The following is a 13,615-nucleotide window of genomic DNA, read 5'->3' as shown; positions in this document are numbered from 1 at the left end:
CTTGACGGATATATTCAAGTTTCCTTGACTACATCTTTGTGCAAGCGCTTGATTCATTTGTCCGACCTAAGCCGGAACACCCAACCAAGCACCTACACCTATCGGTTGTCCTATTTTTTAAAGAGCTGGTTGCGGGGGCAGGATTTGAACCTACGACCTTCGGGTTATGAGCCCGACGAGCTGCCAGACTGCTCCACCCCGCGTCCGTCAGAGAAGCGAGATATTATCGCTTTCTCTACACCTCGTCAACCCCTGCCGGTTTGTTTCTTGCTTTGCTTTCGCTTGGCTGCACCGGCTGGTGCGTCGAGGGAGGCGAACTATAGCCTAGTCGGAGAGCCACCGCAAGAGGGAATCCCACTGTTCGTGATCTCGCTTGAACTTTGCGCGGGGAGGGTCAAAGACGGAAAGCCCTGCCGCAGCTACGTTTACGTAGTTCTGGGTGTTGCGCAGATAACTAACAATGGGAATATCGAAATGACGCAAAAACTCTTCCAGCATCACTGCCGCACGGGTTCTGGGATCCACCCGCATGGCGACAATGCCCAGCATCTGCCGCCGACCGCGGGTTTCCTGGCGCAATGAAATGAGGAAATCCTCCGTTGCCGCCATATCAAATATGGAAGGCACCACCGGAACGATAACCTTATCGACACGACGCAGGTAGTCGGAAAGCTTATAGCCCTGCAGGCCGGCCGGGGCGTCCAGCACCACCTGATCCACATCCTGGGGCGGATTGAACATCACCTGATTACCCGCAAAGTATCCGGTCACCGGTGCCATCTCCGGATCGCGGAAGGCCATCCAGCGCAGGGAGGATTGCTGGCGATCCAAATCGCACAAGGTAACCTTGTTGCCCTGGTTGGCGAAATAGCCGGCCAGATTTGTCGCCAAGGTTGTCTTGCCACACCCCCCCTTCGGATTGGCCACCAGAATTGCTTGCATACCCACCCCTTTCTCACTCGATAAAAGCCGAACTGGCATTTGGGCCACGACGGTCTCGGATGATTATATGCGAAGGTACTGACAGCGGCGGCTCCCCGATTGGGCGCACACGGATGTAATATGGCGACCGGGTTTGCTACTTAAGTCATATATGGAAAAGCCAAAAACCAAGGACCGCCAGGGAATTCAATCCATCGAAGTGGGGGGCAAGTTATTGCAGGCGCTGGCTGCCAATGGCCGCGCCATGATGCTACGGGACCTGGCCAAAGCTGCCGGCATGCCCGCCGCCAAGGCCCACCGCTACCTGGTCAGCCTCATTCGCATGGGCCTGGTCGAGCAGGACCAGACCAGCGGCCGCTATGACCTGGGCAGTTTCTCCCTGGAACTGGGCTTGGCCGCCATGGGCCGGCTGGATCCGGTTCGCCTCGCCACCCCGATACTGGAAGATCTCTGCGAGCGCCTGGGCGAAACCGTTGCCCTGGCCGTATGGGGGAATCATGGTGCCACGGTGGTCCGCCTGCTGGAGGCCGGCGGACCGATCACCGTTGCGTTGCGCGCCGGTACCGTCCTGCCGCTGGCCAGTTCGGCCACGGGTCGGGCGTTTGCCGCCTTTTTCCGTTCCCCCTACCTGCGCCAGCTGCTGGAAGTCGAAATCAAGGCGAACGCGGAAGCGAACGGCACCACCCTGGCAGCTGCGCGCCGGGAAATGGACGGCCTGCTGTCGGAAATCCGCAACCAGGGCATTGCCCGGGCCAGTGGCAGCTACTCTCCGGGCATCAACGGTTTCAGTGCGCCGGTGTTCAATCAGACGGGCACCATGGTGGCGGCGATCACTTCCCTGGGGCCGATCGGCAACTTTGCCAGCGACTGGGACAGCAACATTGCCGCCGCCATCCGGCAAGCCGCCCAGGATTTATCGCACCGGCTGGGTTATCACGAACCGGGCCCGGCCTGAACAGGCAAACAGGGAAAAGAGAGAGGGATGGTGCCGGGTACCGGAATCGAACTGGTGACCTTCGCATTACAAGTGCGCTGCTCTACCTACTGAGCTAACCCGGCGGGGCCGCCATTATAACCGAGGCATGCCCCCTGACGTGCTGTCGCATATAGAATAGGCTGCAATCTTCGAGCAAGACTCAAATTCCATGGCTGCCCTCTCCAATCCCTCCGAAATTGCTCGTGAAGTCCTCCGACAACTGGCCGTCCGGCGCATACCGCCGACTCCGGACAATTACTTCACTCTCTACAACGAAATTGCCGAACACCCGCCGGGGGATGAGCCGTTCCCGGAAAAGCAGTGCAAAAGCTTGGCGGCCGCCCTTGACCGCAGCCGACCGGCCCAGCAGCGCCTTGCCAGGTCTTTCGACGAGGCGATCCGGGACAAGAGCTGGGAACGCTTCCAGAACACCTGGAAGGCGTTCTGTACCGAAGCCAGCAGCGAACCGCCGCCCTGGAGCGACCTCATTGCCGAACTGATCCGGCAATGGGAAACCCATCATGCCGGCCTGACGCCCGGCAAGAAACGGGACTCCCTGGAACACGTGCTATCCAGTGCCGGCAAGGATCCGGACCTGCTCTTCACCCGCCTGAAAGGGCTCCTCACTTCCTGGAACCAGAATGCGGACGCCGGCGGCACACCCCTGGCCGACGCCCCCGAGATGGCAGCGGAGGACAACGGCGCCGATGCTGTCGCCGTGACCACAGCACCGGCCAGCGCCGACAACGCCCTGGTCGGCGAACTGCGGGAACTGTTTGCCTTCACCCTGGAAACGGCCGTCGCCACCCAGCTGGTGGAGTCGCCCCAGTTGGTGGAAGAAGCCCGTACCCTGGCCAGCGCCGTGCGCCGGGCCCAGGACACAAAGGCCCTGAAAAAGCTGCTGGACAAGCTCAAGCAGTTCGCCTTCCGCCTGGAACTGCTGGCGGATGACCAGCGGGAGCTGCGCACCGGCCTGCTGCATCTGCTGCAACTGCTGATCGAGAACGTCAGCGAACTGGTGGAAGACGACCAGTGGCTGCATGGTCAGATCGAAATGGTGCGGGACATCGTCACCAGCCCCCTCTCCCTGCGCACCATTGACGACGCCGAGCAGCGCATCAAGGAAGTCATCTTCAAGCAGAGCCAGCTCAAGCACAGCCTGAGCGAAGCCCAGGAGGCCCTGAAGCACATGCTGGCAGGCTTCGTGGATCATCTGGCCGATTTCGCCGACTCCACCTCCGACTACCACGACAAGGTGGAGGCCTGTGCCCAGCGCATTGCCACGGCCAACAACATTGCCGACCTGCGGGCCGTCATTGACGAAGTGATGCACGAAACCCGCATCATCCAGCTCAATGCCCAGCGCTCCCGCGACGAACTGCGGGCCACCCAGCAACGGGTACGGGAATCGGAACAGCGGGTGGCCGAACTGCAGGGCGAACTGGACAAGGCCAGCACCCTGGTGCGCCACGACCAGCTCACCGGCGCCCTCAACCGCCACGGCCTGGAAGAAGCCTTCGCCAAGGAAACGGCCCGCACCCAGCGGCGGCGCACCTCCCTCTGCCTGGCCATCCTGGACATCGACAACTTCAAGAAGCTCAACGACAGCCTGGGCCACGATGCCGGCGACGCCGCCCTAATCCACCTCATCACGGTCATCAAGAACACCATGCGCCCCACCGACCTGGTGGCCCGCTTCGGCGGCGAGGAGTTTGTCATCCTGCTGCCGGACACCGGCCTGGAAGACTCGACCCACGCCCTGCAACGGCTGCAGCGGGAGCTGACCAAGCACTACTTCATGCACGACAACCAGAAGCTGCTGATTACCTTCAGCGCCGGCGTCACTGCCTACCAGCCCGGCGAAGACCAGGCCGCGGCCATCAAGCGGGCAGATACGGCCATGTACGAAGCCAAGCGCACGGGCAAGAACCGGGTGGTGACGGCCTAACCTGAAGACGAAGCCTACGGCCAACCTAGGCCCTGTTATTTATTGGACGGGGCTGGGGCAAGCCATAAAAAAATGGTACAAGTCGTGCTTTAGCTTTAGCCTTGATCTGGGCCTTGCCCATACCTCTCTAGGATCCAGGATGAACACTGAGCAAGATTTCGCTTCCCAGCTCTACCGCATTGGCATTCTCAACTGGCAGTCCATGCAGCATTCGGGCGAAGCCTTCTTCCTCAGGAATCACCTCAAGGGAAAAATAGCTCCCGTCGTGGTCGACGTGGGCGCCAATGTGGGCCTCTATTCGGGCCTGGCACTGGAATCCTGCCCTTCGGCTCAAGTATTCGCTTTCGAGCCCCATCCTGAAACCTACCAGAAGCTGCGGCGCAATCTGCCGAACATCCAGGCCTTCAATGTGGGCATGGGCTCAGCTGCCGGCAGCTTCACGATGTATGACTATGCGGACCAGGCGTCATCCCACGCTTCGCTCTATGCAGAAGTCTTCACCGATATCCATCAGCGCCCCCACCGCAGTTTCGACATCGAAATACGCACTCTGGACGCCGTCATCCCCGAACTTGGGATTGAGCACATCGATCTGCTCAAGGTGGACGTGGAAGGACATGAACTCGAGGTTTTCAAGGGAGCGGCCCAATGTCTCGAAAAAGGCATGGTGCAAGCCATCCAGTTTGAATTCAACGAGATGAACATTGCTTCCCGCACCTACTTCAAGGACTTCTTCGATTATCTGAAGGGCTATCGCTTTTTCCGTCTCCTGCCCAATGGCTACTACCCAATTGAGCACTACTCGCCGGTTCAATGCGAAATCTTTGCTTTTCAGAACATCGTCTGTTTCAAGAAATAATTACCTTCCGCCCATGCGTGCAACCCGTCTCCAGGCAAGGATTTGATTCCCCATGCGCCTCTTCATCGCCAGCCTCAACGCCTCCGCAAATCCCCCCGTCGCCAAGGAACTGGCGGCTGCTCTCGAGACCAGGGCCCCGCAACAAGGCCTGCCCGTCCAGAAACTGGAACGCCAAGCTTCCGCCGTTCAGGCAGGCCAGGCCATGGGAGAAAGCTTTGACCAACAGGGCCAGGAGGCTTTCCGCTGGCTCTCCGTCACCCTCGGTACCCAATGCGATGCTGGCGACTACATCCTCGTTCTGGCACCCCAGCTTGCCGAGCTGGATGCCCTGATCCGCTGGTATGGCAGCCAATCCACCGCCTTGCGGCCCCATCTGGGGATCGTCCTGGCCCATGCCCCGGGCAAGGGTTTGCCGGGGGAGCAGGACCCGTTACTGTCCGAAAAGCTGTACCAGCAGTTTTCCCAGCAGCTGAGCAATCTAGCGGCGCACAAACTCACCTATTTCTGCACCGATGAAGACCTGGCAGACCAGTATCTGCCTTGGCTACGCGAACGCCTCCAGTACCTGCCGGAGACAGTGGAAAATCGCTGCCGCACTATTCTGAATACGGCCCGAAGTGCCGAACTGGCACGGGAGTCCATCACTTCCTCCTGGGGCACGGCGGCCCTGTTACGGCATCTGCTGGGGCCACGCCGGGGAGTCAGCCTGCTGGACGGAGTGGGCGGCGACCTGACCAGCGTCCTGCTCCAGACGCTGACCGGTGTCGAGTCCTACGTCACCACTGCCACTGCGGCCTTGCCCCTGGATCAACTGGCTACTCAGGTTGGAACCACCAGTCTGAACCGCCGCGGTTTTCATGCCGGCGAGAGCAATTGGCCCGAGGCGGTTGCCGGCAAGATGGACTTGGTAATCGGCAGCGCCCTCGCCGACGCCCAGGAACTCCAAGCCCTGTGGTCGGCCCTGAGCGACAGCGGCGTCCTGTTCCTGCAGGGAGACGTCACCCAGCGCCCCGAAGGCTTCGCCACCAACGGCTGGCAGGTGGACATTCGACTGCCGGGCAATCCAGGACAGCAAGTGGCCAGCCTGGTCGGCCGCCAGGCGGAAAGCTATGTGCAGATCCGCGCTGCGCTTCTCAATCTTCCCCAGCACCTCCATTGGCTGCCCTTGCCGGCAGCCCTGGAACCTGCCGCACTGACCCCCGCACGGCAAGAGCGCCTCTGGGCGGTGCAAGCCAAGATCCAGGCCGGCCAGTTGGCAGCAGCGGCCAAGGACATGGCCCAGGCCCTGGCCGATGACCCCGACGATTCCGAACTGGAACGCTGCCATGCCAGTACGTTGCAGGCGCTCGGCGATCAGGAGGGAGCCATTGCCCACTGGAGCCATCTGATCCAGAAGGAGCCGGAACGCCTGGACGTCACCGAAGCCCTGACCCGCGCCCTGGTCTCCCTGGGTGAGTACGGCATTGCCGGGGCCATCCTGGACAACTATCAACAGTATGCCGCCACGACGGAGCCGGCCCTGGAGACCATCCGCAAGGCGGTGGACAGAACCGGCGAGAACGCCCAGCAGCCCATGGCCGAACCCGCCAAGAAGCGCCTGGGCTTTCTGCAGATACACACCTTCTATCCGGCCTATCTGGAACAGTTCTACGCCAAGCGGCCGGCCCTGCCGAGCCAGGATTTCTCCACCATGATCAAGGCGCTGGAAGCCGATGCTTTCAGCGCCAACCACATGCTCACGCCCTATCTGGGCGCTCTCGGCTACGACTGCCAACTGATTGTCGCCAACGACCCCATTTCCCAGGGCCGCTGGGCCGCCCAGCACGGCCTGCCCAACGGCATCGGCATGATGGACGTGGTGCGCCGACAGGTTGAGACCTACCGGCCGGAAATCCTCTATCTGAGCGAACCCATCAGTTTTGACTCCCGCTTCCTCCAGAGCCTCAGCTACCAGCCTCGCCTGGTGCTTGGCTGGCGCGGCGCACTGGCGCCGCCGGAGACCCGCTGGCACGGTTTTGACACCATGCTTTCGGGCCTGAGCGGCATTCGCGAACTGGCCCTGAAGCTCGGGGCCGCCGATGCCACCCACTTTTTCCCGGGCCACCCCAACTGGCTCAATCCCCAGTTGAACGGGATCGAACTGCAGAGCGACGTCCTGTTCACCGGCCAATGGACCATCGGTCAGCACGAAAAACGTAACCAGCAACTGCTGGCCCTGGCCGAGGCGGCCGGCGACCCGACAGCCCCGTTCTCCCTGGCCCTGCATCTCAGCGGCCAGACCCAGGGAATCCCGGCAGTACTGACGCCCTACATCAAACCACCGGTATACGGCATGGAGATGTACCGTACCCTGGCCAGCGCCCGCATCGTCGTCGACAGCCGGGCCGACCACTGGATGTTCGACCCGGCCAGCGGCCGCCCCCTGGACGTGGGCCGGGGTGAAACGGTCAACATGCGCCTGTTCGAGGTCACCGGCGCCGGGCGTTTCCTCATCACCGAACGCTTCGACAACCTGAGCGACTATTTCGAGGCGGGCCTGGAAGTCGAGACCTTCTCCGACCGGGAAGAGCTGATCGACAAGGTGCGCTACTACCTGGCCCATCCCGAGCAACGGGAAGCCATCGCCCGGCGCGGCAAGGAACGTTGCCGCCGGGACTACGCCATGGAATGGCGGGCGGCGCACTTCGACCGCATCATTCGGCGCCACCTGGCCCAACCGGCGCAGTCCGCCCGTTCCACCGCCGCTGCGGCGCCTGCCGTACCGACCCCGGCCAGCCCCAACGGCAGCATCCCCGGCAACAGCGCCGAAGTACTGGCCCTGATGCAGCGAGCCGAAGGCGCCCTGGCCCAGGGCCAGGCCCAGGAGGCCCTCAATCTGGTGATCGACGCCAAGAAGGCCCGCATCCCCACCATCGGTCTTGATGTGCTTCGCGCCCGCTGCTTTGCTGCCCTCAACCAGCCCTGGCACGTCGCCGAATGTCTGCGGGAAGAATTGCGCTTCTTCCCGGACAACGCCGAAGCCCGCGCCCTGCTTGAACGGGTAGACGACCGCAAGGCCGGCCAGGGGCCGGCCGTGGACGAATTCAGTGAGCTGCTGCAGGTGATCCGTCCCTACACCATGCTCAGCGAAGCGCGCCTGCGCTCGCTTTACGACAGCGCCATGCGTATCTGCGCAGCGGATCTGCCGGGCAACTTCGTCGAATGCGGCGTCGCCGCCGGCGGCTCCTCGGCCCTGGTTGCCGCAGTCATCGCCCGCCACAGCAAGCGGCCGCGCAAGCTGTTCGCCTTCGACTCCTTCTCAGGCATGCCGACTCCGGGAGAAAACGACACCCACCGGGGCCAGCATGCCGAGGACACGGGCTGGGGCACCGGCACCTGCGCGGCTCCGGAAGACAGTGTCCGGGAAGCCTGCCGCAAGCTGGGCGCCGAACACATCCTGGTGACGATCAAAGGTTTCTTTGAAGACACCCTGCCGGTGGAGCGCCACAATCTGGGCGAAATCGCCTTGCTGCACCTGGATGGCGACTGGTATTCCTCGACCCGGGCCATCCTCGACAATCTCTACGACCAGGTCACGGACCAGGGCATTTTCCAGGTGGACGACTACGGCCACTGGGAAGGCTGCCGCCAAGCCATCGAAGAATTCCAGAGCGAACGTCAGGTGCGCTTCCCCATCGAGCCCATCGATGCCGTCGGCGTGCGCTTCAACAAACCCAAAGCTGCCGCCGCCCCCACCACCGCCTTGCCCCTGGCACCGATCCTCCACTTCAGCACCTGGGAACGGGGCGGCGCCGGCATGGCGGCTGCCCGCCTGCGCAATGCCCTGGTCAGCGACGGTGTCGAAGCCGGCATGGCCGTGCTGCAGAAATCCAGCCAGGGCACCGATGTCGCCCTGCTCTGCCCCAACGGGGCACAAGCCCGGACAGTGCTCTCCCCCGGCGGCTCGCCCTATCTGGCGGAAGCCACCCAGGCCTGGGGCAAGACCCTGGGGGCCTACCCGGCCCGGGCCCCGTTCATCGAAGTCTTCAGCAACGCCACCTCCCCGTTGGAACTGGCTCGCCTCGGCGGTTTCGACAGTGTCCGCATCGCCCACTTCCACTGGGTGGCGGGAATGGTCAATTTCCCCACCGCGCCCCGGACCTTTGCCGGCAAATCGGTGATTTGGACCCTGCACGACATGGCTGCCTTCACCGGCGGCTGCCACTATGCGGGCGAGTGCGAAGCCTACGCCCGCAATCCGGGTTGCGGCCAATGCCCCATGCTCGGCTCCCGCGATGAGTCTGACGCCTCCCGGCAAACCTGGCTGCAACGCCAGGCCGCCTATGCCGACCTGGATCTGACGGTGGTCGCCCCCAGCCACTGGCTTGCCGATTGCGCCCGCAAGAGCCCCCTGTTCGCCGGCAAGCGGGTCGAGGTCATTGCCAACGGCATCGACCTGGAACGTTTCCGCCCCCTGGTCCGGGCCGCCCTGCGGCGCCAGTGGCATATCGAAGCCGATGCGGCCGTCGTCCTTTTCGGCGCCGACAGCATTCAAAACCGGCGCAAGGGCTTTGACCTGCTGCTGGCGGCCCTGGCGGCCCTGGCCACCCAGGCTCCGGAACGCCCCATCACCCTGGCCGCCTTTGGCAGCCTGGCCGCCGATTTCACGCCGCCGGCGGGCTTCCGCTTCGTGCACCTGGGGGATATCAGCGACGAATCCCGTCTGCCCGAGGTCTACGGCCTGGCCGACCTGCTGGTGCTGCCATCCCGCGAGGACAACCTGCCCAACACCGCGGTGGAGGCCCTGGCCTGCGGCATTCCGGTGGTCGGCTTCCGCGTCGGCGGCTTGCCCGATATCGTCGTCGATGGCGAGACCGGCTGGCTGGCCGCCCCTGGCGATGTCGATGCACTGGCTGCCCTGATCCTCAGGGTGCTGGCCGAACAGACGCCGGCAGCCTGGAGTGAGCGTTGCCGGGCCAAAGCCGAAAGCGATTTCGACAGCCACCGGCAAGCCGAGAAATACCGCCAGCTCTACCTGGAGCTGCTGACTGCCCAGAAAGGCCGCATGACCTTCGCTTCGCCGGCGGAGCAGCTCAACTGGGAAGCCGAGTGCCTGCTGGCCCTGGCCGAACCCGAAGGTGCCCTGGCGCGGCTGGAACAGGCGCTGCAGGCGGACGCCAAGAATCCCCGGACCCTGGATAATCTGGCCGTGCTCTGCCACAGCAGCAACCACCTGCAGGAAGCCCTCAACTGGTCGGTGCAGGCCTTTGAAGCGGCGCCCGGCAATCCGGCCATCGTCCTCAACCTGCTGCACATCCTGACCGCCCTGGACCAGACGGCATCGGCCCGGGAAGTCCTGCAGGTCTTCCTCGGCGCGACCAGCACAGCGCCCGACCAGGCCTTCTACAGCCGCCTGCCCGACGCCCTCCGGACGACGGATACGGACAGCACCTTCAAGCCCCGCATCACGGCCATTGTTTCCACCTACAAGTCGGCAGAATTCATCGGCGAGTGCCTGGACGACCTGCTGGCCCAGACCGTGGCCGACCAGATCGAAATCCTGGTCATCGACGCCGACTCGCCGCAGAACGAAGGCGAAATCGTCCGTCGCTACCAGGCCAAGCACGCCAACATCCGCTACATCCGCACACCGGAGCGCATCGGCGTTTATCCGGCATGGAACCTGGCCATCCGCGAAGCCCGCGGCGAATACCTGATTTCCTGCAGCACCAACGACCGCCTCAAGAACACCGCCTGCGAAGCCCTGATGCGGGAGCTGGATGCCAGCCCCGAAGTCATGGTGGTCTATGGCGACTCCCTGCTGAGCCCCCTGCCCCACCAGAATTTCGACACGGTGGTCATCGGCGGCAGTCAGTTCTGGCCGCCCTATTCGTTCCAGCAACTGCTGGAGCAATGCATGGTCGGCTGCCACCCCATGTGGCGGCGCAAAGTGCATGAGGAACTAGGACTTTTCGACGAAAGCTATGCAGCCATCGGCGACCAGGACATGTGGCTTCGCATCGGCGAGAAGTACCCTCTCAAGCACATCCCCACCATCACCAGTATTTTCTGGGCCACCTCCGAATCCCTCTCCGGCAACTTCGAACTGTCGGGTCCGGAAGTGGACCGGGTGCACCTGCATTACCAGCAACGGGCCGACTACCGTCGCTGGGTGGATCGCAAGACCATCCAGGAAATCGACGCCCAGCTCTTTGCCGAGCGCATGCTGACCCGCTGGAAGGAGCGCCCCGCCCTGCTGCTGCTGACTGTCGTGGCAGCCGGCGAACAGGCGCGCCTGGCGCAGACCGTGGCCTCCCTGCAGACCCAGCTGTACCAGGACTGGAAACTGGTCGTACTGGCGGATACGCCGGCACCGGACCCGATTTTCGAGCAGACGGACATCCTCGGCTGGCTGCAACTGGACAGCCTGGATGACCCGGAGCTGCTGGCCCGGGCCCTGAACCAGGTCAGCGACACCCTGGCCAGCGACTGGCTCACCCTGATTCCGGTCGGCAGCACCTTCGAGCCCCACTGGGCCATCGCCGTGGCCGACTACGCCAATCTGGACCCCAAGTGGCAGGCCATCTACACCGACCATGACCATATCGGTCCGGCCGGTTTCCGCTGCGCCCCCTGGTTCAAACCCGACTTCAACCTGGACTATCTGCGCGCCATGGATTACGTGGGCCCGGCCCTGTGGTTCAAGCGCGAAGCCCTGCAGGAAATCGGCGGTTTCCACCCCTACCCCGGCGCCTGGCAGTACGAGGCCCTGTGGCGCCTGCACGACCGCTGCGGTGCCGACGCCATCGGCCACCTGCCGGAGCCCCTGCTGCACCTGCCGGAAAACCTGCCCGAACATCCCCTGGCCCAGGCGGCCCGCCAGGCCGCTGTGGAAGCCCACCTGGCCCGCCGCAACATCGCCGCCACGGTCAGCGCCGCAATGGTTCCCGGTACGCTGCGCATTGCCTACCAGCATGCCGAGCGGCCCCGGGTCTCGATCATCATCCCCAACCGGGACAGCGTCTGGTATCTGCAGCCCTGCATCGACGGCCTGCTGGAAAAGACCACCTACGACAACTACGAAATCATCGTGGTGGACAACCAGACCGACGAGCCGGACACCCTGGACTACTACCGCAAGCTGGAACGGGACCACGGGGACCGGGTGCGCATCATTGCCTACGACCATCCCTTCAACTTCTCCGCCCAGTGCAATCTGGGCGTGGCCGCGGCTACGGGTGAATATGTCGTCCTGCTCAACAACGACACGGAAATCGTGCAGCCGAACTGGCTGGAGCAGATGCTCAACCACGGCCAGCGGCCGGAAGTGGGCGCCGTCGGCGCCCGCCTGGTGTATCCGGAGAAGGGCACCATCCAGCATGCCGGGGTGATCCTGGGCCTGGACCGCCTGGCAGCCCACTGCTTCTCCAAGGTATCCATGCACGAGCCGGGTTACATGAACCGCCTGCAGGTGGACCAGGATTACAGCGCCGTCACCGCCGCCTGCATGCTGGTGCGCAAATCCATCTACCAGGACCTGGGCGGCATGAATGAGACGGATACCCCGGTCCTCTTCAACGACGTGGATTTCTGCCTGCGCCTGCGGGAAGCCGGACATCTGGTGGTATGGACCCCCGGCGCCACCCTGGTGCACCACGAGAACAAGTCCCTCGTCCTGGAGTCGTCCAATCTGCGCAAGCGCGCCGATGCTTCGGTGCGGGACGAGAAGACGGCAGACTTCATGCATCAGCGCTGGCACAAATGGCTGGCCGATGATCCCGCCTACAACCGCCACCTGTCCCTGCTCGACGGCAGTTCCTATACGCCGGAACCGGTGCTGGTGGCCGACTGGGACCGCAAGTTCCACGACCGCCCCCGGGTCCTGGCCCAGCCGCCTGCCGGCGGCGTCGGCGAATACCGCTTCATCGCCCCCTTGCGCGCCCTGGGCGCGGCCGGCACGCTGCAGAGCACCATCGTCCAGACCAAGAAGTACCACGAACTGCGTTATCCGACCCTGACGGAACTGAACCGTCTGGATCCGGATGTGTACATGATCCAGGTGGATTTCTCACCGCTTGCCGTGGAATGGCAGACCTATTTCCGCAAGCACCGGCCGGACATGCGCATCGTGGTCATGATGGATGACCTGATCACCCACATGCCCAAGGACAACCCCAACTACCGCCACATTCCCCGGGACGGACGCAATCGTCTGCGCAAGCTGTTCCGCCAGAGCGACCGTGTCATCGTCAGCACCCAGCCCCTGTACGACTTTGCCCGGGAGCTGACCGACGAAGTGCGGCTGGTACCCAACTCCCTGCGGGACGACCTGTGGACCCACCTTACCTCCCGACGCCGTACCGGCAAGAAGCCCCGCGTGGGCTGGGCGGGCGCCCAGCAGCACTCGGGCGACCTGGCCATCATTGCCGAAGCGGTGAAGCAAACCGCCGACGAGGTGGACTGGATTTTCTTCGGCATGTGCCCCGAAGAGATTCGCCCCTATGTGGCCGAATACCATCCCTTCGAGGTCGGTGTGGAAGCCTATCCGGCCAAGCTCGCCAGCCTCAACCTCGACCTGGCCGTGGCTCCCCTGGAACTGCATCCCTTCAACGAGGCCAAGAGCAATCTGCGCCTGCTGGAATACGGCATCCTGGGCCTGCCCGTGATCTGCACGGACATCTTCCCCTACCGTACCGACAATGCGCCGGTGACGCGGGTGGCCAACGAGACCGATGCCTGGGTCCAGGCCATCCGGGAGCGGGCCCACGACCTGGATGCGGCAGCCAGGGAAGGCGACATCCTGGAAGCCTGGGTACGCCGGCACTACCTGTTGAGCAGCCGCCTCAACGAATGGCAAGCCGCCCTGACGGCCCCCCGTCCCTGAAACGGCGGGGCCGTCCCGCGCGGACGG

The 13,615-nt window shown here is 63.6% G+C and carries 5 protein-coding genes and 2 tRNA genes; 4 read left to right on the top strand and 3 right to left on the bottom strand.

Going from position 1 to position 13,615, the window contains the following annotated elements; translation table 11 throughout:
* Positions 1-126 precede the first annotated feature (126 nt).
* Together OEL49_RS17280 and OEL49_RS17275 are read right to left on the bottom strand one after the other, a co-directional pair.
* Positions 127-203 (bottom strand) — tRNA-Met (locus OEL49_RS17280).
* Between the two features lie 121 nt (positions 204-324).
* Positions 325-942, bottom strand: a complete 618-nt coding sequence (locus OEL49_RS17275; RefSeq protein ID WP_014236882.1) for a ParA family protein — start codon at positions 940-942, stop codon at positions 325-327.
* Between the two features lie 151 nt (positions 943-1,093).
* On the opposite strand from OEL49_RS17275, the gene OEL49_RS17270 reads away from it, so the two are divergent.
* Positions 1,094-1,897 carry an IclR family transcriptional regulator gene (locus tag OEL49_RS17270; RefSeq protein ID WP_130460201.1) on the top strand — a complete coding sequence of 268 codons (804 nt, stop codon included), beginning with the start codon at positions 1,094-1,096 and terminating at the stop codon, positions 1,895-1,897.
* 28 nt (positions 1,898-1,925) lie between these two features.
* On the opposite strand, the gene OEL49_RS17265 is transcribed toward OEL49_RS17270, so the two are convergent.
* Positions 1,926-2,001 (bottom strand) — tRNA-Thr (locus tag OEL49_RS17265).
* Positions 2,002-2,249: 248 nt separating this feature from the next.
* Between OEL49_RS17265 and OEL49_RS17260 the strand changes: the two genes are divergently transcribed.
* The 3 genes from OEL49_RS17260 to OEL49_RS17250 all read left to right on the top strand — a co-directional run bounded on the left by OEL49_RS17260 (position 2,250) and on the right by OEL49_RS17250 (position 13,588).
* Positions 2,250-3,866 carry a diguanylate cyclase gene (locus OEL49_RS17260; protein WP_308806318.1) on the top strand — a complete coding sequence of 539 codons (1,617 nt, stop codon included), beginning with the start codon at positions 2,250-2,252 and terminating at the stop codon, positions 3,864-3,866.
* Between the two features lie 139 nt (positions 3,867-4,005).
* On the top strand, positions 4,006-4,725 hold the full coding sequence (locus OEL49_RS17255; RefSeq protein ID WP_014236872.1) for an FkbM family methyltransferase: 720 nt from the start codon (positions 4,006-4,008) through the stop codon (positions 4,723-4,725).
* 52 nt (positions 4,726-4,777) lie between these two features.
* Positions 4,778-13,588, top strand: coding sequence for a TylF/MycF/NovP-related O-methyltransferase (locus tag OEL49_RS17250; protein WP_287875942.1), 8,811 nt, complete (start codon positions 4,778-4,780; stop codon positions 13,586-13,588).
* The last annotated feature ends 27 nt before the right edge of the window (positions 13,589-13,615 follow it).

Source organism: Azospira sp. (genome assembly GCF_030247495.1).
Classification (GTDB): Bacteria; Pseudomonadota; Gammaproteobacteria; order Burkholderiales; family Rhodocyclaceae; genus Azospira; species Azospira oryzae.
The sequence above is the reverse complement of the archived record's forward strand: the minus strand, read 5'-3'. Positions and strand labels throughout refer to the sequence as shown.